The 21,529-nt window shown below is 68.1% G+C and carries 21 protein-coding genes; 11 read left to right on the top strand and 10 right to left on the bottom strand.

Annotation, left to right across the window (positions count from 1 at the left end; all coding sequences use genetic code 11):
- Positions 1 to 83: 83 nt before the first annotated feature.
- From ACFWF2_RS04415 to ACFWF2_RS04405, 3 genes are all read right to left on the bottom strand, one after another.
- Positions 84 to 737, bottom strand: a complete 654-nt coding sequence (locus tag ACFWF2_RS04415; protein WP_379304530.1) for a heparin-binding hemagglutinin — start codon at positions 735 to 737, stop codon at positions 84 to 86.
- The gene (locus ACFWF2_RS04410) at positions 737 to 1,183 is read right to left on the bottom strand and encodes a helix-turn-helix domain-containing protein (protein ID WP_189025424.1); all 447 of its coding nucleotides are present in this window, start codon (positions 1,181 to 1,183) and stop codon (positions 737 to 739) included. Before ACFWF2_RS04410 ends, ACFWF2_RS04415 begins: the two co-directional genes overlap by 1 nt.
- 94 nt (positions 1,184 to 1,277) lie before the next feature.
- Complete coding sequence (locus ACFWF2_RS04405) at positions 1,278 to 2,609, bottom strand: DUF445 domain-containing protein (RefSeq protein WP_379304528.1); 1,332 nt, start codon at positions 2,607 to 2,609, stop codon at positions 1,278 to 1,280.
- Positions 2,610 to 2,869: 260 nt separating this feature from the next.
- Between ACFWF2_RS04405 and ACFWF2_RS04400 the strand changes: the two genes are divergently transcribed.
- The gene (locus ACFWF2_RS04400; RefSeq protein WP_379304538.1) at positions 2,870 to 3,556 is read left to right on the top strand and encodes a TetR/AcrR family transcriptional regulator; all 687 of its coding nucleotides are present in this window, start codon (positions 2,870 to 2,872) and stop codon (positions 3,554 to 3,556) included.
- A 111-nt stretch (positions 3,557 to 3,667) separates the two neighbouring features.
- Here ACFWF2_RS04400 and ACFWF2_RS04395 read toward each other — a convergent pair whose 3' ends face one another.
- Positions 3,668 to 3,817 carry a hypothetical protein gene (locus ACFWF2_RS04395; protein ID WP_379304526.1) on the bottom strand — a complete coding sequence of 50 codons (150 nt, stop codon included), beginning with the start codon at positions 3,815 to 3,817 and terminating at the stop codon, positions 3,668 to 3,670.
- Between ACFWF2_RS04395 and ACFWF2_RS04390 the strand changes: the two genes are divergently transcribed.
- The 6 genes from ACFWF2_RS04390 to ACFWF2_RS04365 all read left to right on the top strand — a co-directional run bounded on the left by ACFWF2_RS04390 (position 3,816) and on the right by ACFWF2_RS04365 (position 9,334).
- Complete coding sequence (locus ACFWF2_RS04390; protein WP_379304524.1) at positions 3,816 to 5,135, top strand: ABC1 kinase family protein; 1,320 nt, start codon at positions 3,816 to 3,818, stop codon at positions 5,133 to 5,135. The two genes, ACFWF2_RS04395 and ACFWF2_RS04390, sit on opposite strands and share 2 nt — an antisense overlap.
- Positions 5,136 to 5,145: 10 nt before the next feature.
- Complete coding sequence (locus tag ACFWF2_RS04385) at positions 5,146 to 6,390, top strand: saccharopine dehydrogenase family protein (RefSeq protein ID WP_379304522.1); 1,245 nt, start codon at positions 5,146 to 5,148, stop codon at positions 6,388 to 6,390.
- Positions 6,387 to 7,019, top strand: coding sequence for a class I SAM-dependent methyltransferase (locus ACFWF2_RS04380; protein WP_379304520.1), 633 nt, complete (start codon positions 6,387 to 6,389; stop codon positions 7,017 to 7,019). Before ACFWF2_RS04385 ends, ACFWF2_RS04380 begins: the two co-directional genes overlap by 4 nt.
- 73 nt (positions 7,020 to 7,092) lie before the next feature.
- Positions 7,093 to 7,938, top strand: coding sequence for a PPK2 family polyphosphate kinase (locus ACFWF2_RS04375; RefSeq protein ID WP_379304518.1), 846 nt, complete (start codon positions 7,093 to 7,095; stop codon positions 7,936 to 7,938).
- 74 nt (positions 7,939 to 8,012) lie between these two features.
- On the top strand, positions 8,013 to 8,771 hold the full coding sequence (locus tag ACFWF2_RS04370) for a DsbA family protein (RefSeq protein WP_379304516.1): 759 nt from the start codon (positions 8,013 to 8,015) through the stop codon (positions 8,769 to 8,771).
- The gene (locus ACFWF2_RS04365; RefSeq protein ID WP_379304514.1) at positions 8,768 to 9,334 is read left to right on the top strand and encodes a vitamin K epoxide reductase family protein; all 567 of its coding nucleotides are present in this window, start codon (positions 8,768 to 8,770) and stop codon (positions 9,332 to 9,334) included. Before ACFWF2_RS04370 ends, ACFWF2_RS04365 begins: the two co-directional genes overlap by 4 nt.
- On the opposite strand, the gene ACFWF2_RS04360 is transcribed toward ACFWF2_RS04365, so the two are convergent.
- Positions 9,335 to 10,426, bottom strand: coding sequence for a S1C family serine protease (locus tag ACFWF2_RS04360; RefSeq protein WP_379304512.1), 1,092 nt, complete (start codon positions 10,424 to 10,426; stop codon positions 9,335 to 9,337). It abuts the gene before it with no gap.
- A gap of 111 nt (positions 10,427 to 10,537) precedes the next feature.
- Here ACFWF2_RS04360 and ACFWF2_RS04355 point away from each other — a divergent pair, with 111 nt between their 5' ends.
- Genes ACFWF2_RS04355 through ACFWF2_RS04345 form a run of 3 tightly spaced genes read left to right on the top strand, consistent with a single transcriptional unit; the run spans position 10,538 to position 13,571 of the window.
- On the top strand, positions 10,538 to 11,590 hold the full coding sequence (locus tag ACFWF2_RS04355; protein ID WP_379304510.1) for an NAD(P)-dependent alcohol dehydrogenase: 1,053 nt from the start codon (positions 10,538 to 10,540) through the stop codon (positions 11,588 to 11,590).
- A gap of 50 nt (positions 11,591 to 11,640) precedes the next feature.
- On the top strand, positions 11,641 to 12,831 hold the full coding sequence (locus ACFWF2_RS04350) for an AI-2E family transporter (RefSeq protein ID WP_379304508.1): 1,191 nt from the start codon (positions 11,641 to 11,643) through the stop codon (positions 12,829 to 12,831).
- A gap of 8 nt (positions 12,832 to 12,839) precedes the next feature.
- The gene (locus tag ACFWF2_RS04345; RefSeq protein WP_379304506.1) at positions 12,840 to 13,571 is read left to right on the top strand and encodes a ZIP family metal transporter; all 732 of its coding nucleotides are present in this window, start codon (positions 12,840 to 12,842) and stop codon (positions 13,569 to 13,571) included.
- Positions 13,572 to 13,613: 42 nt separating this feature from the next.
- On the opposite strand, the gene metE is transcribed toward ACFWF2_RS04345, so the two are convergent.
- The 3 genes from metE to aceA form a co-directional block, all read right to left on the bottom strand.
- Positions 13,614 to 15,944: a 5-methyltetrahydropteroyltriglutamate--homocysteine S-methyltransferase gene (gene metE, locus ACFWF2_RS04340; protein WP_379304504.1), complete on the bottom strand. Its 2,331-nt coding sequence runs from the start codon at positions 15,942 to 15,944 to the stop codon at positions 13,614 to 13,616.
- Positions 15,945 to 16,171: 227 nt separating this feature from the next.
- Positions 16,172 to 17,044, bottom strand: a complete 873-nt coding sequence (locus tag ACFWF2_RS04335; RefSeq protein WP_379029182.1) for a 3-hydroxybutyryl-CoA dehydrogenase — start codon at positions 17,042 to 17,044, stop codon at positions 16,172 to 16,174.
- A gap of 181 nt (positions 17,045 to 17,225) precedes the next feature.
- Complete coding sequence (gene aceA / locus ACFWF2_RS04330) at positions 17,226 to 18,515, bottom strand: isocitrate lyase (RefSeq protein WP_379029185.1); 1,290 nt, start codon at positions 18,513 to 18,515, stop codon at positions 17,226 to 17,228.
- Between the two features lie 475 nt (positions 18,516 to 18,990).
- Between aceA and ACFWF2_RS04325 the strand changes: the two genes are divergently transcribed.
- Positions 18,991 to 20,139: a lipase family protein gene (locus ACFWF2_RS04325; protein WP_379304501.1), complete on the top strand. Its 1,149-nt coding sequence runs from the start codon at positions 18,991 to 18,993 to the stop codon at positions 20,137 to 20,139.
- Positions 20,140 to 20,178: 39 nt separating this feature from the next.
- On the opposite strand, the gene ACFWF2_RS04320 is transcribed toward ACFWF2_RS04325, so the two are convergent.
- Entirely contained in the window at positions 20,179 to 20,994 is an 816-nt protein-coding gene (locus ACFWF2_RS04320) for an MBL fold metallo-hydrolase (protein ID WP_379304499.1), read from the bottom strand.
- A gap of 90 nt (positions 20,995 to 21,084) precedes the next feature.
- A complete protein-coding gene (locus ACFWF2_RS04315; RefSeq protein WP_379304497.1) occupies positions 21,085 to 21,519 on the bottom strand; it encodes a winged helix-turn-helix transcriptional regulator in 435 nt (144 codons plus the stop codon).
- Between the last annotated feature and the right edge of the window lie 10 nt (positions 21,520 to 21,529).

The following is a 21,529-nucleotide window of genomic DNA, read 5'->3' as shown; positions in this document are numbered from 1 at the left end:
GGGCCGCTGTCGGCGGTGCTACGTCAGCCTTACTGGGCCTTCTTCGGCGCTGGGTCGAATGTCCGGGCCCGGAAGGCAGACCTTTATTCGGCCTTCTTCGGTGCTGCCTTCTTGGCGGGCGCCTTCTTGGCCGGGGCGGCCTTCTTGGCGGCGGGCGCCTTGGCGGCCGGAGCCTCGGCCGGGGCGGGCTCGGTGCTCACGGCGACGACCTCGGCATCGACAACCTCGTCGGCGACCTTCTCGGCCTCGGCCTTGCCACGGCCCAGCAGGTCGGTGACCTTGGCGAGGGCGTCCTCGGCACGCGCGGAGGCATCCTTGTACAGGTTCTCGACGCGACCGATCTGCTCGTCGACGGCCTGGTTGGCGCGCAGCCGGTCGACGGTCTCCTCACCGCGGACGGCGAGGTCGGCGTAGATGTCGAGCGCCTGGCGGTAGTACTGCTCGGCCAGCTTGCGCAGCTCCTCCGAGGTGAACTTCTCGCGCAGCTCGGCGAGGTCCTCCGGCAGCTCCGACGGCAGGCCGGCGATGCGCTCGCGCAGGGTGTCGAACTGGGCCTGCACGTCGGCGGGGACGTTGGCGATGCGCTCACGGGCCTCGTCGACGCGGGCCTTGGCATCGGTGGCGACGACGCGCTCGCGGACGTCGGCGACGACCTCGTTCACGGCGGTGTAGATGGCGTCACCGGCACCGACGGTGGCGAACAGCGGCTTGGTCACGGTAGCGGTCTTCTCGGTCATCAGTCTTCGCTCTCCTGGCGTGGCGGAGTGTCAATTGTCGTGAACGAAACGTCGCTGTCCCGTTCGATCCCCCCTGAGCCGGCTTCTTCCCCGTTTTCCCGGCGAAACGACTCATAGATTTCCAGCAACACCTGTTTCTGCCGCTCGGTCACCGAAGTGTCCGCTAGCAGGGCGTCCCGGACCGGGCTGTGCGGACGCTGTTCGAGATATCCGGCCCGCACATACAACACCTCCGAGGAAACGCGCAGCGCCTTGGCGATCTGCGCGAGTACTTCGGCGGAGGGGTTACGCAATCCGCGTTCGATCTGGCTCAGGTACGGATTGCTCACCCCCGCCAGCGCGGCGAGTTGACGTAAGGACACCTGCGCAGCTTCGCGCTGGGACCTGATGAACCCTCCGATGTCTTGTGCCGCGTGCGCTACACGTCCCTCGGGCTGGTCTGCCATCACTCACCTTCTGGCGGTTGTACGGTCAATACTAAATCAGGGTGCTAGCTATTGCAAGCACTTCTGTTAGCACAGGGTCGGCTAACGGCCGGGCTCAGTGGAACAGCAGCTGCGAGATCGTGTAGATGGCCAGGCCCGCGAGCGAACCGACGACCGTGCCGTTGATCCTGATGAACTGCAGATCCCGGCCGACCTGCAGCTCGATCTTCCGGCTCGCCTCGTCCGCGTCCCAGCGGGCGACGGTGTCGGTTACCAGGGTAGAGATCTCGGCCGAGTAGTTACCGACCAGATAGCGCGCGCCGCGGTCGATCCAGCCGTCCACCTTGCCGCGCGTGGCCGGGTCGTCGCGCAAGCGCTCACCGAGCTGCTGCACATTCTCGGCCACCTTGCGGCGCAGGGTGGAATCGGGGTCCTCGGCCGACTCGAGAATCAACCGCTTGGCCGCGCGCCACGTCGCCTCGGCCATTCCGGTGATCTGCTCGCGGCCCATGATCTCGGCCTTGACCTTCTCGGCCTTGGCGATCATCGCCTCGTCGTGCTGGAGATCGTCGGCGAAATCCTGCAGAAAACGATCGGCGGCCTGACGCAGTTCGTGATCGGGATTCGAGCGCACCTTCCAGGTGAATTCGACCAATTCCCGATAGATTCGCTCGGAAAGCAACGTGTTGACGAATTTCGGTGCCCATTGCGGCGCGTCCCGCATGACAATGCGATCGATCGTCTCCTGCGAACCGAGCGCCCATTGATGCGCGCGTTCGGCCAGCAGATCGATCAGCGGCAGCTGCCGATTGTCGGCGATCAATTCCGAGAGCACCCGCCCGATCGGCGGACCCCACAGCGGTTCGGCGATCCGCTTGACGATGGTGTTGTCGATGATCTGCTCGACGTCCTCGTCGCGCAGCACGCCGACCACCGCGGTCAGGATCGTCGAGCTCTCCTGCGCCACCCGGGCCGCGTGGCCGGGATCGGCCATCCACCGGCCGACCCGCAGCGAGATCTGCGCGGAGTCCAGCCGCGCCGACACCACATCGGGAGCGAGGAAGTTCGTGCCGACGAAGGCGCCGAGGCTCTCGCCGAGCTGGTCCTTCTTCTTGCGGATGATCGCGGTGTGCGGGATGGGCAGGCCGAGCGGATGCTTGAACAGCGCGGTGACCGCGAACCAGTCGGCGAGCGCGCCGACCATGCCCGCCTCGGAGGCCGCGCGCACATAGCCGACCCACTCGCCGCCGCCGCCGCGCGATTCGAGCCAGCGGCACAGCAGGTACACCACGCTGGCCACCAGCAGGAATCCGGTGGCCAGTGCTTTCATCTTGAAGAGGTCACGTCGTTTACCAGCCTCGTCGGTCATGACCGCGAAACCCGCGGGTTGCGCAGCGGGTTCGGTGCGCGGCGCGAGAACCGCCGTATTGCCGGGAGCTTTCTCCATAGCCCCCATTCTGCTGTGCGCGCCGTAACGGCGCCGCCGTGAACCCCGCCGCGTCGCCCGCGACACACCAAACCAGCCGGTTTTCCGTACGCGCGGGTAAACACCTGGGTGTGGTAAATGCCGCAACGTCGGCCAAACGAGCGCCACCCCACACCGGCGCGCCTAAGCTGTACAACGAGACACGCCACATCGACCACAAGGGGGCTGTTCTGTCCACCGAAGACCTTGTCGAGATCGGCGAGCAGACCGGGCGCGCGACCGTGCGCGGCGGGGGTCCTGTCGACGGCCGCAAACGGCGGTGGCGGCAGCACAAGATCGACCGGCGCGAAGAGCTGGTCGACGGCACGCTCAATGCCATCCGCGCGCGCGGCAGCCAGGCGGGCATGGACGAGATCGCCACCGAGATCGGCGTGTCCAAGACCGTCCTGTACCGCTACTTCGCCGACAAGAACGACCTGGTGCACGCCACCATGCAGCGGTTCATCGAGACCACGCTGCTGCCCCGCGTGTACGGCGCGATCAGCCTCGACGCCGACGAGTACCAGCTGGTGCGCGCCGCGATGACCGAGTACGTCGGCACCGTCGACGACGACCCCGAGGTCTACCGGTTCATCATGAGCAACTCCGCGGGCGACAAGTCCTCGCTCGCCGAGTTCGAACGGCTCTTCGCCGAGGTGGTCACGGCCGTGCTTGTCGACCGGGCAGGCGCCAAGGGCGTGCGCACCGACGGCGCGCTGTTGTGGTCGTACGTGCTGGTCGGCGGCATCCAGCTGGCCACGCACTGGTGGACGACCACCGACAAGGCCATGCCACGCCAGGACGTCATCGACTACCTGACGATGATGGCGTGGTCGGCGATCGAGGGCGTCGCCAGGGCGGGCGGTTCGCCCGAGATCTTCACCGCGCAGACCCACGAGCTGCCCGAGATTCCCGCACAGCCTTCCTGAACTGGGGTTTCCTCACTACCGCCGGAGCCGGGCTCGACATCGCGGCGCGGTTGGTTACGCTGAACCGAGCGGGGCGCTGTGGCTTGCGTCACCGCCGGCGGTCGTGTGACGCTACGCGTCTACGGCCGCCCTGCGCGTCGGCACCAATGGAGGTACCTCGATGGCGAAGAACGTGCCGACATCCCGGCTTGCCCGCGGGACGAAACTGGGGGCGGTAGCGGCGAGCTCGGTCATCCGTTCGAAGAAGACCAGACTCTCCATGCGCGGACGGTCCGAGGCCGTGCGCGCCAAGATGGCCGAGGAGTCGATGATCCGCACCACCGAGCAGGTGGTCATGGTGCTCGGCACCATGAAGGGCGTGGCGATGAAGCTGGGCCAGATGATGTCGGTGCTCGACCTGGACCTGGTGCCGCCGGACCATCGCGACCGGTTCCAACAGCGGCTCGCCGTGCTGCGCAATGCGGCGCCGACGGTGTCGTTCGAGGCCATGCGCGCGGTGATCGAGGAGGATTTCGGTCGCCCGCTGGCCGAGGCGTTCGCCGAATTCGACCCGGAGCCGATCGCGGCAGCCTCGATCGGCCAGGTCTACCGGGCCACCCTGCACGACGGCAGGGCCGTCGCGGTGAAGGTCCAGTACCCCGGCGTCGACATCGCGGTGCGCGCCGACCTGAAGAACCTCACGATGTTCCGCCGGGTGCTGGCCTCGGCGATGCCGTGGATCACCCCGGCCGTGCTCGACGAGCTGAAGCTGAACATGGAGGCCGAACTCGACTACGTCGCCGAGGCCGCGACCCAGACCGAGATCGCGCACCTCTACCGGGATCACCCGTACATCGTGGTGCCCGCCGCGGTGCAGGAGCTCTCGACCACCCGGGTGCTGGTCAGCGAGTTCATCGAGGGCACCGGGTTCGACGAGATCCGCAACCTGCCCGACGCCCAGCGCGACCGGGTCGGCGAGATCATCTACCGCTTCTACGTCGGCTCGCTGTTCACCTTCAACGAGTTCTGCGGCGATCCGCACCCTGGCAATGTGCTGCTCGCCCGCGACGGCCGGGTGGCCTTCCTCGACTTCGGCCTGTTCAACCGCATGGACCCCAAGCTGGTGCACTTCGAGATCCTGTGCCTGCGCGCCGCCGCGGAGGACCGCGCCGAAGACCTGCGGCAGTTGATGATCGAACGCGGCGTGATCGATTCCCCGGAAGAGATCGGCGCCGAGGAGTGTCTCGAGTACGTGCTCTCCGCCTCGGAGTGGTGCCTGGTCGACGAGGAACTGACCATCACCCCCGAACTGGCCAGCGGCGCGTTCCTGCTGGCCGTCGACCCGCGGGCCAGCGAGTTCACCGGGATGAAGCAGCAGAACCTGCCGCCGGAGCACCTGTTCTCCCGCCGCGCCGACTTCCTCACCTTCGGTATGCTCGGCCAGCTCGACAGCACCAACAACTGGCATCTGATCGCCCGGGAATGGCTCTACGACGAGCCGCCGGTCACCGAACTCGGTCTGGCCCACCGTGAGTGGCTCACCACCCATCCGCCGAAACCGGCGAAGAAGCCGCGTGCCCGCAAGGCAGGCACTCGATGAAAGGCGCGTCATGCCGCAGCACCGTGAGTTCGACCTGATCCTGTTCGGCGCGACAGGTTTCGTCGGCAAACTCACCGCCGAATACCTGCTCACCGCCGCGCCCGAGGGCGCCAAGATCGCCCTGGCGGGCCGGTCGGCCGACAAGCTGGCCGCTGTGCGCGCCGAGCTGGGTCCCGCCGCGGCGAAGTGGGAACTGGTGGTGGCCGATTCGACCGACCCCGCCTCGCTCGCCGCGATGGCCGAGCGGACCAAGGTCGTGGTCACCACGGTCGGCCCGTACCTGCGTTACGGCATGCCGCTGCTCGGCGCGTGCGCCGCCGCGGGCACCCACTACGCCGACCTCACCGGTGAGCCGCTGTTCATCCACGACGCCATCGAGCAGTTCGAGCAGATCGCTGTCGACTCCGGCGCCAAGATCGTCAATTCCTGTGGCTACGACTCGATTCCGTCGGACCTGAGCGTCTACGAGCTCTACCGCGCCACCGTCGCCGACGACACCGGCGAGCTCGAGGACACCACCCTGGTTGCCTACCTCAAGGGCGGCGCGAGCGGCGGCACCATCGATTCGGGGCGGGCCATGTGGGAGGACGTCGCCGCCGATTCCACTCGCGTCAAGATCCTGACCCACCCGTACTCGCTGAGCCCGGACCGCACGATGGAGCCCGATGTGGGCCGCCAGTCCGATCAGGCGCTGGCCCGCGCCAACACCATCGATCCCAGCCTCGACGGCTGGGTAACCACCTTCGTCATGGCCTCGCACAACACCAAGGTCGTGCGCCGCACCAACGGCCTGCTCGGCTGGGCCTACGGCAAGCAGTTCCGCTACCGCGAGGTGATGAACGCGGGCAATTCGGCCGCCGCGCCGCTGGTCGCCGCCGGCATCGCGGGCGGCATCGTGGCCGGTATGGCCTCGGGCGCCGTGCTCTCGCGCGTCTCGCTCGGCCGCAAGCTGCTCGACCGGATCCTGCCCAAGCCGGGCACCGGCCCCAGCGAAAAGGCCCGCCTCAGTGGCTGGTTCACCATGAAGACCTTCGCGCGCACCAGCTCCGGCGCCAAGTACCAGGCCACCTTCTCCGGCACCGGCGACCCCGGCTACCAGGCCACCGCCGTCCTGCTCGGCCAAAGCGGCCTCTGCCTGGCCTTCGACGAACTCCCCCAGCGCGCAGGCATTCTCACCCCCGCCTCGGCCATGGGCGAAGCGCTCACCGCCCGGCTGCGCGACGCGGGCATGACGATCGAGGTCGCACGGCGGTGAACCTAGCCCGCAAGACCATGAACGCGCCTGCCTTGGCCGCGGTGTACGAGCACGCGTGGCGGCCGACGCTGTTCTATCTGGCCAGCGGACGCACCACCGGCAGCGACCGCCGCGAAGCCGTCGACACCCTGCGGCTCAGCGGCAGCAAGAAGGTGCTCGATCTCGCCTGCGGGCCAGGCAATTTCACCAAGTACCTGAGCGAATTCCTCGCCGGCGACGGCTTCGTCACCGGCCTGGACTACTCCGAACCGATGCTGGCCAGGGCCGCGGCCGACAACGCGGGCCCTCGGGTCGGCTATGTCCGCGGCGACGCGCGCACGCTGCCGTTCGCCGACGGAACCTTCGACGCCGTCTGCTGTTTCGGCGCGCTGTACCTGATCCCCGATCCGATCGCGGCCACCCGCGAGATGATCCGGGTACTCGCGCCGGGCGGCCGCATCGCGATCACCACCAGCTACCGCGAGGACAACCTGTTCGGCCGGGCCAGCACCATGGCCGCGGGCCTGAGCGGGCTGCGGCTGTTCGACCGCGACACCTTCCCGACACTGTTCGCCGAGGCGGGGCTGGTCGAAATCGACCAGCGGGTGCGCCGTTTCATGCAGTACGTCGACGCCACCCGTCCCGCCTGATCGGTCAGGGCGCGCAGGCCCGATTGCGTCGAGCTTGCCGGTCGATCGCACGCACTAGTGGTAGGCATGGGAAATGGCGAAGAACTGGGCACAACCCGTCACCACCGCGCTGCGCGCCGATGGTCAGCGCATCGCCGGGCTCGACACGTCGAGTACACCCGGTTTCGCCGGTGACAAGCAGCAGGGCAAGACGCTGCTGAGCGAGCGTGGCGTCGTCCTGTCGGACCTGCAGGAGCGGCTGTTCGCCAACGGCCGCACCGGTGACAAGCGCAGCGTGCTGCTGGTGTTGCAGGGCATGGACACCGCGGGCAAGGGCGGTATCGTGCGCCACGTCATCGGTTCGGTCGACCCACAGGGCGTCGACCACGCCTCCTTCGGCGTGCCGACCGAGGAGGAGAAGCGGCACGACTTCCTCTGGCGCATCCGCAAGCGGCTGCCCGTCCCCGGCCAGCTCGGTGTCTTCGACCGCTCCCACTACGAGGACGTGCTGGTGGCCAGGGTCCACGAACTCGTGCCGCGCGCGGAGTGGGAGCAGCGCTACGGCCAGATCAACGCCTTCGAACGTGAGGTCGCCGACGCGGGCACCACGATCGTGAAGGTGGCCATGTTCATCTCCCTCGACGAGCAGAAGCGCAGGCTGCGCGAACGCCTCGAGCGTGCCGACAAGTACTGGAAATTCAGCCCCGCCGACATCACCGAACGCGGCTACTGGCCCGAATATCAGAAGGCTTACCAGGCTGTTCTCGAACGCACCAACACCGACTACGCGCCCTGGTACATCCTGCCCGCCGACAACAAGTGGTATGCGCGCCTGGCTGTCACCGAACTGCTGATCGACGCCCTGACCGGGCTCGGGCTGGATTGGCCGCCCGCTGATTTCGACATCGCCGAGCAACTGCGCCGGCTCGACGCGTCCTGACATCGATCGTTGAACAAACTCTCAGGTTCGGCCGCAATGATGTGCTCCGTGGGGAGACAACCAACGAAAGGCGTGTGACGACGGTGAGCACGGGCAAGCAGAATCCGCTGGCGGCGGCAGAGGCGGCCGACAAGCGGCGCAAGCTGGCGATCCAGATCGGTGTCGCCGGCGTCCTGGTCGCCCTGATCGCGGCGATCGGCATCAGCATCGCCGTGAATCGGTCGGACTCCGACACCGACTCCTCCGCCACCGCCGCACAGCTGCCCGCGGTCGGGGGTTCGATCTCGGAGAACGGCTCGGTGGTGATCGGCAACCCGGACGCGAAGGTGAAGGTCCGCGTGGTCGCCGACCTGCAGTGCCCGGCCTGCCAGCAGTTCGAGGCCGCCAATGCCGCGGCGCTGGCCGACGCGGCGGCCGACGGAACGGCTGTCATCGAGTACCAGATCATCTCGTTCCTGGACAAGGCCTCCACCAACCAGTACTCCTCGCGCGCGGCCAACGCCTCGTTCTGTGTCGCGAAGTCGGACACGAGCAAGTACCAGGGCTGGCTGCAGACGATGTTCGAGAAGCAGCCCGCCGAGGGCGGCGCCGGCCTGAGCAACGCCGAGCTCGTCCAGATCGCCGTCGACGCCGGCTACACCGATCCGGCAGTGGCCACCTGCATCAACGACAAGCCCTACAACGACGCCATCAACCAGCTCACCGAAGCCGCGTTCGCCTCGGGTGTGAAGGGGACCCCGTCGGTGTACGTCAACGGTCAGCCGCAGCAGTCGAAGGATGTCCTGTACGCCGAGAACGGCCTGGCGTCCGTGATCGCCGACGCGGCCAAGTGATCACCACGCCCGCCCGCTCGGCGTGGCTGCTGCTGATCGCCGGGCTGGCGGGCTGGCTGGCGTCGTTCACGCTCACCGTGGAACGGTTCAAGCTGTTCGTCGACCCGGACTACGTCACCTCCTGCAGCATCAACTCGGTGCTGTCGTGCGGGTCGATCATGCAGACCGATCAGGCCTCGGTGTTCGGCTTCCCGAATCCGCTGTTCGGCATCGTCGGGTTCTCGGTGGTCGTCACGCTCGCCGTGCTCTCGGTGGTCGGCGTCGGCTTCCCGCGCTGGATCTGGGGCGGGCTGTGGCTCGGCACCGTCCTCGGTGTCGCCGCGATCTGCTGGCTGATCTTCCAGAGTCTGTACCGGATCAACGCGCTGTGCCCGTACTGCATGGTGGTGTGGGTCGTGGTGCCGGTGCTGTTCGCGGTCACCACGCAGGAGACCTGGGGCGGGTCGCGCGGTCCGATGGGGATCCTCGCCGAATGGCGGTGGACGCTGGTCGTGGTCTTTTACGCGGTGGTGCTGCTGCTGGTCTTCCTGAAGTTCCAGGACTACTGGCTGAGCCTGGTCTAGCTAGGGCGTTCCCTTCGCCAGCACCACCTCGACCGTGCGGGTCGTTCCGTCGGGCGCGGTGACGTCGAGCCGGATCAGATCGGCCGGTTTGCGCGCATTCACGGCGGCGCTCAGCGCGCGGGCGGTGGTGATCGGCTGCCCGTCGACGGCGGTGATGACATCACCGGTGGTGATCCCGGCGGAACGCGCAGGCTGCCCGTAGAAGGCCCAGTTCACCTGGGCGCCGGACGGTTTCGCGTCGACGATCTGCACCCCGAGCGTGGCCGTCGGCCCGATGTGCACGGTCTCGGTCGGCGTCCCCGAGCGGATCTGCGCCACGATCCGCAGGGCGGTATCGATCGGCACCGCGTAGCCGTTGGCCTGTTTCGGCTGGTATTCGGTGCCGGGCCGCTCCCCCGAGGCCGCCGTGATCACCCCGACGACGGCGCCGGTGCTGTCGGCCAGCGCGCCCCCGGACTGCCCGCCGACGACGGGCGCGGCGATCTGCACCATGCCACGCAACGACTTGCGGGTCAGGTCGGCGGAGTTCATCGCGACGATGCTCGCGTCGAGATCGGTAATCGGCCCGGCGACCGCGGTCGCTTCGCCGCCGTCGCCGCCCGCGTCGCCGATGGCGAGCACGTCCTGGCGGATCCGCAGCTCCGCGGAGGAGCCGAGGCGCGCCGTCGGCAGCCCCGATGCCCCGGCCAGCGACAGCAGCGCGATATCGGCGGTCGAGTCGTAGCCGAGCACGGTGGCCGGGTAGACCAGCCCGTTCCCGATATCGGTGACCTTCAGCTCGTCGGCGCCTTTGATCACGTGATGACTGGTGAGGATCTGCCCGTCTTCGGTGAGGACGATGCCCGACCCGGCGGCGCTGCTGCCGAACCGCGTCGCGTCGACCGCGATATTGACCAGCGCGGGCTCCACCTGCGCGGCGACCAGGACCGGGTCGAGCGGGATCGGCGGCGGTTGCTCCGCGACAGCGACGATCTCGCCCGCCGGTGGCTCCCAGGGAAACGCCAGCTCACCGCGATATCCGAGGAATGCGCACACGCCGATCAGCGCGACGACCAGCGTCGCAAACACCCGGCCAAGAGCGTGCACGCGCATGTCCTCTCTCGCGAGCCGACTACTCCATTGTGACCCGGATTCGAGCCAGACCGGGTATCGATCCGAACGCGCCGGTTGGCAAACGCCGCATGCGACGGTAGGCATAAGTCCATGAGCACCGCAGCCGCCTACGCCGTCCCCGCCCCCGACGGGTCCTTCGAGAAGGTCACGATCGAGCGCCGTGAACTCGGCCCCGACGACGTCCTGATCGACATCAAATACGCGGGCATCTGCCATTCCGACATCCACACCGCCCGCGACGAATGGGGCGGCACCAAGTACCCCTGCGTGCCCGGTCACGAGATCGCGGGCATCGTCGCGGCCACCGGCTCGGCGGTGCGCAAGTACAAGGTGGGCGATCGGGTCGGCGTCGGCTGCCTGGTGAACTCCTGCGGCAAGTGCGTGCCGTGTCTGGCGGGCGAGGAGCAGTACTGCGCCAAGGGCGCCACCTGGACCTACAACAACCCGGTCCCCGAAACCGCGCAGCCGGGTGGCTACACCATGGGTGGTTACGCCACCCAGATCGTGGTGACCGAGAGCTTCGTCGTCGCCATTCCCGACGGCATCGGCCTCGATGTCGCCGCGCCGCTGCTGTGCGCGGGCATCACCCTGTACTCGCCGCTGCGGCACTGGAACACCGGGCCAGGCAAGAAGGTCGCGATCATCGGCATGGGCGGACTCGGGCACGTCGGGGTGAAGATCGCGGCCGCCCTCGGCGCGGAGGTGACCGTGCTCAGCCAGTCGCTGCGCAAGCGCGACGACGGCCTGCGGATGGGCGCCGACCACTACTACGCCACCAGCGACAAGGAGACCTTCCGGCAGCTGCGCGGCTCGTTCGACCTGATCATCAACACCGTCTCCGCGAACCTGCCGATCGACAACTACCTGCGCCTGCTCGCTCTCGACGGCACCCTGGTCATCCTCGGCCTGCCCGATCAGCCGATGAGCGTCACCGGCCGCAACCTCGCCGCGTTCCGCCGCTCGCTGGCCGGTTCGATGATCGGCGGCGTCGCGCAGACCCAGGAGATGCTCAACTTCTGCGCGGCGCACGGCATCGGCGCGGAGATCGAGCTGATCTCGGCCGACGAGATCGATTCCGCCTACGAGCGGGTCATGGCCAGCGACGTGCAGTACCGCTTCGTCATCGACACCGCGACGATCTGAGCCGCGCGCCAGCGCGCGCGAATCCCGCCGTCCTCGGTACCGTGGGCCAGGTGGCTGCCGATGACGAATCGACCTCTGGCCCCGCCGCGGCGGTACCGGTCGCCGCGGCGGACATACTGCCGGTCGGCTGGTCGGTGCGCACCCCACCGCGCTGGCTGCCGCGGTCGCTGCTCTACGCGACGCTGGCCGTCGCCGGGCTGATCGCGGCGTTCTGGGTGCTCGGCAAGCTGCAAGGCCTGCTGACCATTCTGATGGTCTCGCTGTTCCTGGCCTTCGCGATCGAACCCGCCGTGAACTGGCTTGCCGCGCGCGGTGTTCGGCGCGGGGCGGGCACCGGTGTGGTGTTCGGCGGGCTGCTGCTCGTGGTCGTCGCGTTCGTGTGGACGCTGGGCGCGCTGCTGGTCAACCAGGTGACCATGCTGGTGAGCAACGCGCCGGACTACATCCAGGACGTGGTCGACTGGATCAACTCGACCTTCGACCAGGACCTGTCCGGCGACGACCTCACCAAGTACGCCTCGGAGTGGAGCTCGACGATCGAGGGCTATCTGGTCGGCCTGGCCGGAAACGTCTGGGGCATCGGCACTGTCGCGATCGGCGCGCTGTTCCAGCTGCTCGGCGTGCTGCTGTTCACGTACTATTTCGCCGCCGACGGACCGCGTTTCCGCACCTGGGTGTGCTCGTTTCTGCCGCCCAAACAGCAGAAGCACGTGCTGCGGGCGTGGGACATCGCGGTCGAGAAGACCGGCGGCTACATCTATTCGCGCGCGCTGCTCGCGCTGTGTTCCGCGCTCGCCCACTATGTCGCGCTGCGGCTGTTCGACGTGCCATCGGCGTTCGCGCTGGCGCTGTGGGTCGGCGTGGTCTCGCAGTTCATCCCGACCGTCGGCACCTATCTGGCCGGTGCGCTGCCGGTGCTGGTCGCGCTGGTGCACGACCCGATCTCGGCGTTGTGGATCCTGCTGTTCATCGTCGCCTACCAGCAGTTCGAGAACTACGTGCTGCAGCCGCGGATCACCGCGACCACCCTGGACATGCATCCGGCGGTGGCCTTCGGCGCGGTGATCGCGGGCGCGGCGCTGCTCGGGCCGACGGGTGCGCTGCTGGCCATCCCGGTCACCGCCACCCTGCAGGGCTTCGCAGGCGCCTATGTCCGGCGCTACGAGGTCACCGAGGAGGCCGAGGCGCCGACGGGGAAGAAGAAGCCCAAGCAGCCGCCCGCCGAACCGTCGAACGAGTAGGCGGCGCGATGGCCATCCTGCTGTCGCTCGTGTCCATGCTGTCGACCCTGTTCGGCGGATTCGTCGCCATGCGTATCGGCGACCGCAAGCACCTGGTGCTCGGCCTGGCCGCGGGTGTCCTGCTCGGACTGGTCGCCTTCGACCTGATTCCCGAGGCGCTGGAGCAGTCGACCGGCGAGGTGTACGGGGTACCGGTGGTGCTGATCGCCGCCGTGATCGGGTTCCTGAGCATCCACATCATCGAACGCGCCGTCGCCATCCACACCGGCCACGAGTCCGAATTCGGCGCCCACCACCACGGATTCGAGTCGGTCGGGCTGCTCGCCGCGGCCGGCCTCATCTTCCACAGCACCCTGGACGGTTTCGGTATCGGCCTGGGCTACCAGGCGGGCGCCGCGGTCGGCCTTTCGGTCGCGATCGCGGTGATCTGCCACGACTTCGCCGACGGCTTCAACACCTTCACCATCCCCACCCTCTACGGCAACGCCCGCAAACGCGCCCTCACCCTCCTCGGCCTTGACGCCATCGCCCCCGTCTTCGGCGCCATCCTCGGCACCCTCATCCACGTCCCCGAACAGTGGATCGGCCTCTACCTCGGCTACTTCGCCGGCTTCCTGCTCTACCTCGCCACCGCCGACATCCTCCCCGAAGCCCACGCCGAACACCCGTCCCGCCTCACCCTGCTGTGCACGGTCACCGGCGTCGGCGCGATGTTCGGCGTCGCCGCCCTCAGCCACTGAGCGGGCGCACCGGATTTCCGGTGCGCCCGTTGGTCGGCTCGCCTACTCCGCCGCGACAGCCGCTGCCTCGGCTTCGGCGGCCAGTGTCCGGCGACGCACGCGACGCGCGGCCGCGACCATATTGCGCAGCGACGGCTCGAGCTGCCAGTAGTGGCGGGTCTTGAGACCGCCGTCCGGGTTGGCCCAGAGCCGTTGCGGCGTCACGGCTTCGGCGGCCTGGGTGAGCAGCTCGTCGAGCTCGTCGATGTCCGGGATCCGCGCCGAGCGGCTCTCGTACACGCCGGGGCCGACGCCGTGGCTGAGGCCGTGGCCGGTGGCGACGTCCTCGGTCAGCGCCTGCATGACCCATTCGATCGAGCGGGTCGCCACGATCGCGGTGACGTCGGCGTCGAGCTGCTCGATCGCGTCGACCACCTCGGTGCGGCCGGAATAGCCGATGTGGGTGTGGATCTGGGTGTCGGCCCGCACGCCGGAGGTGGCCAGCTTGAACGCGCCGACCGCCCAGCGCAGGTACTCCTCGCGCCCCATCGGACGCGCGGGCAGCAGCTCGCGGATGGCGGGCTCGTCGACCTGGATGATCGCGATGCCCGCCTTCTCCAGGTCGACGACCTCGTCGCGGATGGCCAGCGCCACCTGGTCGGCGGTCTCGTAGAGCGGCTGGTCCTGGCGCACGAACGAGCGGGCCAGCATGGTGACCGGTCCGGTGACCATGCCCTTGACCGGCTTGTCGGTCAGCGACTGCGCGTAGGTGGTCCAGTCGACCGACATCGGCGCCGGCCGCGACACGTCGCCGTAGATGATCGGCGGACGCACACACCGCGACCCGTAGACCTGCACCCAGCCGAAGCGGGTGGTGGCGAAACCGTCGAGCTGCTCGGCGAAGAACTGGATCATGTCGTTGCGCTCGTGCTCGCCGTGCACGAAGACGTCGAGACCGATGTCCTCCTGCAGCCGGATCGTCGCCTCGATCTCGGCCTCGACCTGCTTGCGGTAGTCCTGCTCGGACAGCCTGCCCTGGGCCACCTCGTGGCGGGCCTGGCGCAGCCGCACGCTCTGCGGGAACGAGCCGAGCGTCGTCGCGGGCACCACCGGCAGGTTCAGCCGTTCCTGCTGGGCGGCACGGCGCTCGACGTAGGGTTCGCGCTCGCGCATGTCCGCGGTCACCGCGTACACCCGCTGGCGCACCGCGTGCTTCTGCTTGAAGTGCACCTCGGTGGGCCGCTTGCGCCAGTGATCCGACGGGCCCTCGGTGAGCGCCTTGGCCAGCGAGACCACCTCGCCCACCTTCTGCTTGGCGAAGGCGAGCCGGTCGGCCACGTTGCCGTCGATGTCGTACTCGGCGAGCACGTCGTAGGGCACGTGCAGCAGCGTGGTGCCGGTGGACACGACCAGGTCGGGGCAGACCTCGGCGATCGAGTTCAGGTAGTTCAACGTGACGAAACGATCGGCCCGCCAGACATTGGTGCCGCTGATGACACCGGCGTAGATCCGCTTGCGCTTGATCCCGGGGATCGCGGCCAGCTCCTCCGGCGTCATCCGGTAGGCGGACAGGTCGAGCCCGATGGCCTCGACATTGGTCGCGGCCAGGATGCGTAGCGCCTCACCGAAATCGCCGTACTGTCCGGTGACCAGGATGCGCGGGCGCAGCGGCGCCTTGGACAGCCGCTGGTAGGCCTTCTCGAACGCGGCCAGCTCGGCGGGCGAGCGCTCGCCGGTGAAGCACGGCTCGTCGAGCTGCACGCAGGTCGAGCCGCGCTTGGCGAGGATCTCGAACAGCTCCTCATAGAACGGCAGCAGCTTGTCGAGCAGGCTCAGCGTGTCGAACTCCGCCTCGCCGGGCACGTGCCCCGCCTTCGACAGCAGCAGCAGCGACACCGGGCCGAGCACGACAGGGCGCAGTTCGATCCCGCGCTCGATCGCCCGGTCCCACTCGTCGAGCAGGGCCTCGGGATGCAGCGAGAACGTGGTGTCGGCGTCGAGTTCGGGCTGGCGGTAGTGGTAGTTGGAGCCGAACAGGCGCACCAGCTCGAGCGGCGGCAGGTCGGGATTGCCGCGCGCCATCAGGAAGTAGAAGTCCAGGGGGTGCATGCCCTCCTGGTACTCGGAGAACCGCGACGGCACCGCGCCGAACAGCAGCGCGTTGTCGAGGATGTGGTCGTAGAAGGAGAAGGTGTTGCCCGGCACCTGCGTGAGTCCGGTCGCGGCCAGCTCGTTGAACTGGCGCTCCTGGATGTCGCGGCCTACCGCGAGCAGTTCGTCGCGCTCCAGCGATCCGCGCCAATACGACTCGAGCGCACGCTTGAGCTCGCGGTGCGGACCGATCCTCGGATATCCGAGAACGCTCGACCCGAATCCATCGGTGACGTTGACCATGACCGGGATACTCCCTTTCGATCACCTGCGCGGTCTCCCCGGGCGACGCCGGCTCCCACGCATTGCTGCGCTCGACATATCACCGGGCCGCGCGAGCGCGTCCGGCTACAGCAGCTTAGGCCGCGAACGCGGCCCTTCGCCGTTCCCCCTGCAAACACCCCCGAAATGGCCGAAGGCCACCGTCATCGCTCAGTGGGTGATGACGGTGGCCTCCGGGGAGCAAACCCCTACTTGCCGTACTGGTAGAAGCCGGCGCCGGTCTTCTTACCCAGCAGGCCCGCCTCGACCATGCGCATCAGCAGCGGCGGAGCCGAGTACAGCGGCTCCTTGAACTCGGCGTACATCGAGTCCGCGATCGACTTGACGGTGTCGAGGCCGACGAGGTCGGTCAGCGCCAGCGGGCCCATCGGGTGGGCACAGCCGAGCACCATCGCCTTGTCGACGTCATCCTTGGTGGCGAAGCCCGACTCGACCATCCGGATGGCCGAGAGCAGGTACGGCACCAGCAGCGCGTTGACGACGAAGCCGGAGCGGTCGGCCGAACGCACGACCTGCTTGCCCAGGATGTCGGCGGCGAACTGCTCGGCGCGCTTGGCGACCGGCTCGCTGGTCTTGAGCGTGGTGACCAGCTCGACCAGCGGCAGCACCGGCACCGGGTTGAAGAAGTGCAGACCGACCACGCGCTCGGGGTTCGCCGTGGCGACCGCGATCTTCATGATCGGGATGGAGGAGGTGTTGGAGGCGAGCACGGCGTCGGGGTCGGTGACGACCTTGTCCAGCTCGCTGAAGATGGCCGTCTTGACCTCTTCGTTCTCGACAACGGCCTCCACGACCAGCTGACGGTCGGCGAAGTCGCCGAGATCGGAGGTGAAGCGCAGCCGCCAGGCCGCCTGCTCCCGCTCGCGCTCGGTGATCTTGCCGCTGCTCACGCCACGGTCCAGCGAGCGCAGGATCCGAGCGCGGCCCGCGGCGGCGAGTTCGCGACTGGTCTCGTAGACGAGGACGTCGACGTGCGCGCGTGCGCACACCTCGGCGATGCCAGCGCCCATCTGTCCCGCGCCGATAATCCCGACGCGCTGAATCTTCTCGCTGCTGCTCACGTCCCGCTCCTGCTGTGTGTCTGGCTGTGGGGTGGCTGGGGTGGTCATGTCGACCAAGCTATAGGGATGCCCTCCCACGCCGGGGCTGTTCGGCGTGGGAGGGCGTGCTGGACGCGGAGCGTCCGTACACCCCTACCGGAGTAGAGGAATGGTGTTGCTACTTAAAGCAACCCCGTGCGGATCAGTGGAACTGACCCTCTTCGGTGGAGCCCTTCAGGGCAGCCGTCGAGGTGTTCGGGTCCACGGTGGTGGCGATGGTGTCGAAGTAGCCGGCACCGACCTCACGCTGGTGCTTCACGGCGGTGAAGCCACGCTCGGCGGCAGCCTGGAACTCGCGCTCCTGCAGGTCGACGAACGAGGTCATGCCGTTGCGGGCGTAGCCGTGCGCCAGGTCGAACATGCCGTAGTTCAGCGAGTGGAAGCCGGCCAGGGTGATGAACTGGAACTTGAAGCCCATCGCGCCGAGCTCACGCTGGAACTTCGCGATGGTCGCGTCGTCCAGGTGCGCCTTCCAGTTGAACGAAGGCGAGCAGTTGTAGGACAGCAGCTGGTCCGGGAACTCCGACTTGACGGCCTCGGCGAACTTGCGCGCGACCTCGAGGTCCGGGACGCCGGTCTCCATCCAGATGAGGTCGGCGTAGGGGGCGTAGGCCTTGGCACGCGCGATGCAGGGCTCGATGCCGTTCTTCACACCGAAGAAGCCCTCGGCGGTACGGGTGCCGTCCAGGAACTCACGGTCGCGCTCGTCCACGTCGGTGGTGAGCAGGGTGGCGGCCTCGGCGTCGGTGCGGGCGATGATCACCGACGGCACGTCGGCGACGTCGGCCGCGAGACGCGCGGAGGTCAGGGTGCGAATGTGCTGCTGGGTCGGGATCAGCACCTTGCCACCGAGGTGGCCGCACTTCTTCTCCGAGGCCAGCTGGTCCTCCCAGTGGACACCGGCGGCACCAGCGGCGATCATCGCCTTCTGCAGCTCGTAGGCGTTCAGCGCGCCACCGAAGCCGGCCTCGGCGTCGGCCACGATCGGGGCCAGCCAGTTGGCGACCGAGGTGTCACCCTCGACCTTGGCGATCTCGTCGGCGCGCAGCAGCGCGTTGTTGATGCGACGGACCACCGACGGGACCGAGTTCGCCGGGTACAGCGACTGGTCGGGGTAGGTGTGGCCGGACAGGTTCGCGTCACCGGCGACCTGCCAACCCGACAGGTAGATGGCCTTCAGGCCGGCGCGAACCTGCTGCACGGCCTGGTTGCCGGTGAGGGCGCCGAGGGAGTTGATGTAGTCCTCGTTGTTCACGAGGTCCCACAGGATCTCCGCACCGCGGCGGGCGAGGGTGTGCTCCTCGACAACGTTGCCCTGCAGGGCGACGACCTGCTCGGCGGTGTAGTTGCGGGTGATGCCCTTCCAGCGCGGGTTGGTGTCCCAATCCTGCTGGATCTCCGCAGCGGTCTTCGGGGTGCCGACAGTCGACATCTCTGACTCCACTTCCTCGGTGTGGTCGGTGCTCCGGCGATCCGATCCTGAAACAACCGGCGGCTGAACGCTTTCGGTTGCACGATTCGTACTGCTGGAGCAATTTGCAGGCTTGCTAGGACTAGCTAGGGCCCAAGGGGTGTACTTCCACACGATGGCACACCAGGAAATAGCCGTCTACCTGTTGCTTATGTGAATCTCAGCTAGGTTTGCCGCCGCGTTTGCTAACTTTGCGAAATTTGCGGGTTGATTGCAAGCACCGAGCCTACCGACGGGTAGCGCTGACCAGGAGTTTTAGCATAACGCCCGTACTGTTAGCGCTCGCCCGCCGGGTGCGACCCGACACGCCCAAGCCTGCCACCCTGTGACCTGTTTCACACACCACGCCGGGCGGGAATGGTGTGCGTGTCGTCACTGGCCCGGCACCTCGGATCGCGTCCTGGACACTCGTCCGCGAAGACGACAAGGTGACCCCATGAGGATTTCCAAGATCGCGGCGACATCGCTGGCAGTGGTCGCGGCGACGGCCGCGGTGAGTCTGGTTCCGGCGGCCGCGGGCGCGCAGCCCGGCGCGGCGGGCACGGTCGTCGGCGTCGAGGCGCTGTCCGCCGCGGCGACACTGCCCGCCTCGGCGCGCGCCGAGCGACTGATCTACCGGTCGACCACCACGGGCGACCAGCCGACCACCACGAGCGCCGCCGTGTACTTCCCGGCAGGCGCGGCCCCGGCGGGCGGCTGGCCGGTGATCGCGTGGGCGCACGGCACGGTCGGCCTCGGCGACGACTGCGCGTACAGCGTGGCCGGACCCGCAGCGGTCGAGCGCGACTGGGCCTACCTCGGCACCTGGCTGAACCAGGGCTACGCGGTCGTCGCCGCCGATTACGCGGGCCTCGGCGGCCCTGGCGAGCATCCGTACCTGAACGGCATCGTGGAAGCGCACAACGTGGTCGACGCCGTCCACGCGGCCACCGCGCAGTACCCGGACCTGTCGAACAAGTGGGCCGTGGTCGGCCAGTCCCAGGGCGGCGGCGCCGCGGTGTTCACCGCCCGCTACGCCACCGAATTCGGCGGCCCCACCCTCGACTACCGCGGCGCCGTCGGCACCGGCGTCCCCGCCTACATCGAGGACGTCATCCAGCTACTCGGCCCCGGCATGCCACCGATCGCACTGAGCTCCCACCTGTCGGCCTACGTGCTCTACATCCTCAACGGCCTGCGCACCACCTTCCCCGACCTCGACATCGACGGCCTGCTCACCGACTCGGGCCGCGACTGGATCGAGCGCGCCAAGACCGCCTGCATCGGCCCGCTCGGCGACGAACTAGCCGCCGCCAAGCCCAGCCTCGGCAGCATGTTCACCCGCCCCCTGTCCTCGATCCCCGACCTGCACGGCCTGCTCGCGCGCTACATGGGCCTGCCGGAATCCGGCTACGACCGCCCTCTGTTCCTCGGCCAGGGCCTCCGCGACACCGATGTCGTCACCCCCGCGACACTCCGCTTCGCCGCGGTCCTCGAAGCCAACCACCAGCCGGTCACCATCCGCACCTACCCCACCGACCACGACGGCACCGTCAACGCCTCCCTCACCGACTCCCTCCCCTTCGTCGCCGAACTGTTCGCCTGATCCTCCGGACCGGCAGAGCGCCCTTCCACGAATCTGTGATCAGACTTCCGAACTCGTCGGCGGCTCGAAGCTCGCCAGCATCTGTTCGAGCGCGGCCTGATCGGGCCCGACGAACGGATCGGTGGACGGCGCCGTGGCCAGCATCTCCACATACTCCGGCGTACGTCCCTCGGCAGGCGGGAGGTGTGTGCTGAGGATCCGCTGCGGGTCCATGGCGCGGAACTCCGAGACGGTGGCGAGGAACTTGCCCTCGTCCACGATGCGCACCCACGGGCTGTCCACCGCCGCCCAGAGGTGCTGCGCCGCGCGCACCGCAGCGCCCGGTGCGTAGCCCACGTCGTCGGCGGTCGCGAGTTCGGCGCTGGGCATCGGCGCGCCGAAGCAGTCCGAGGAGAAGCACGAGTTACTGCTCTCGTCGTAGAACCCGACCGTGCTCGGATTGTCGAACAGCGGTGGGCGAAACGCGGTGAGACGCCGATCGCCGACGTCGAGGGATTGCCCCGGGTTCAGCAGGAACACGCGGTTGAGCGGGACCGGCCGCGCGCACGACATGATGCCGACCGCGAGGAAGGTCGTGACCAGCCGCGCGTTCGGCGCGGCGTCGAGCAGGTCGAACAGCGATCCGGTGTGGTCACGATCGGGGTGCGTGAGCCAAATCCATTTCACGTCCGCGGGGTCGACCACCGAGGACAGCGCCTCGATGAATCCGCGACCGGGCAGGCTGAGCCCGGTATCGACGACGACCGGCTCCGCCGCATGCAGAACATAGGCGTTCACCGGCAGGTGGCCGATACCCGGAACTTCCAGCTCGTCGGCAAGAGCGGTGATGTCGCGCTCGATTCGATTGATTCGCATACACGACGCTAGGACTTTCCCGGCGTGCCCGGCATCCCACAAACCTGGTATTTCCGCCTCCTATCCGGCAGATCACCAGATGGCCCCGACTCAGCGGCGCGCGGTCGTCGGTGCCGGGTTGTCCGCATCCCATTCCCGCCTGGCAGACGCGATGGTGTCGGCGTTTTCCCTGGTCCAGTCGATCACCCGGGTTCCCATCTCGACCAGTCCGCGGCCGAGGTCGGTGATCGTGTAGTCCACCTGGGGTGGGATGGTCGGGTGGGCGGTGCGTTCGACGAAGCCGTCGCGGCACAGGCGTTTGGTGGTGAAGGTGAGCATGCGCTGGGAGATGCCGGGGATCGCGCGCTGGAGTTCGCCGAAACGCCGCGTTCCCTTGGACAATTCGACCAGGATCAGGATGGTCCATTTGTCGCCGAGGCGATCCAGTAGTTCGCGGACACCACAGTCGTCGTCACCGCAGGGACCCTGCTGCGCCGTCTCGGCGTCGTGCACCGAGGCACGCGCCAGGGCGATCTCGTTCTGCATCCCTCCATCA

The organism is Nocardia sp. NPDC060259, assembly GCF_042728775.1.
Lineage (GTDB): Bacteria > Actinomycetota > Actinomycetes > Mycobacteriales > Mycobacteriaceae > Nocardia.
The sequence above is the reverse complement of the archived record's forward strand: the minus strand, read 5'-3'. Positions and strand labels throughout refer to the sequence as shown.

Bases quoted from the DNA above. Each gene is read 5' to 3' on its own strand.
- ACFWF2_RS04415 (WP_379304530.1), bottom strand. From the start codon at position 737: ATGACCGAGAAGACCGCTACCGTGACCAAGCCGCTGTTCGCCACCGTC.
- ACFWF2_RS04410 (WP_189025424.1), bottom strand. From the start codon at position 1,183: ATGGCAGACCAGCCCGAGGGACGTGTAGCGCACGCGGCACAAGACATC.
- ACFWF2_RS04405 (WP_379304528.1), bottom strand. From the start codon at position 2,609: ATGGAGAAAGCTCCCGGCAATACGGCGGTTCTCGCGCCGCGCACCGAA.
- ACFWF2_RS04390 (WP_379304524.1), top strand. From the start codon at position 3,816: ATGCGCGGACGGTCCGAGGCCGTGCGCGCCAAGATGGCCGAGGAGTCG.
- ACFWF2_RS04395 (WP_379304526.1), bottom strand. From the start codon at position 3,817: ATGGAGAGTCTGGTCTTCTTCGAACGGATGACCGAGCTCGCCGCTACC.
- ACFWF2_RS04385 (WP_379304522.1), top strand. From the start codon at position 5,146: ATGCCGCAGCACCGTGAGTTCGACCTGATCCTGTTCGGCGCGACAGGT.
- ACFWF2_RS04375 (WP_379304518.1), top strand. From the start codon at position 7,093: ATGGCGAAGAACTGGGCACAACCCGTCACCACCGCGCTGCGCGCCGAT.
- ACFWF2_RS04360 (WP_379304512.1), bottom strand. From the start codon at position 10,426: ATGCGCGTGCACGCTCTTGGCCGGGTGTTTGCGACGCTGGTCGTCGCG.
- ACFWF2_RS04355 (WP_379304510.1), top strand. From the start codon at position 10,538: ATGAGCACCGCAGCCGCCTACGCCGTCCCCGCCCCCGACGGGTCCTTC.
- ACFWF2_RS04345 (WP_379304506.1), top strand. From the start codon at position 12,840: ATGGCCATCCTGCTGTCGCTCGTGTCCATGCTGTCGACCCTGTTCGGC.
- metE (WP_379304504.1), bottom strand. From the start codon at position 15,944: ATGGTCAACGTCACCGATGGATTCGGGTCGAGCGTTCTCGGATATCCG.
- aceA (WP_379029185.1), bottom strand. From the start codon at position 18,515: ATGTCGACTGTCGGCACCCCGAAGACCGCTGCGGAGATCCAGCAGGAT.
- ACFWF2_RS04325 (WP_379304501.1), top strand. From the start codon at position 18,991: ATGAGGATTTCCAAGATCGCGGCGACATCGCTGGCAGTGGTCGCGGCG.
- ACFWF2_RS04320 (WP_379304499.1), bottom strand. From the start codon at position 20,994: ATGCGAATCAATCGAATCGAGCGCGACATCACCGCTCTTGCCGACGAG.
- ACFWF2_RS04315 (WP_379304497.1), bottom strand. From the start codon at position 21,519: ATGCAGAACGAGATCGCCCTGGCGCGTGCCTCGGTGCACGACGCCGAG.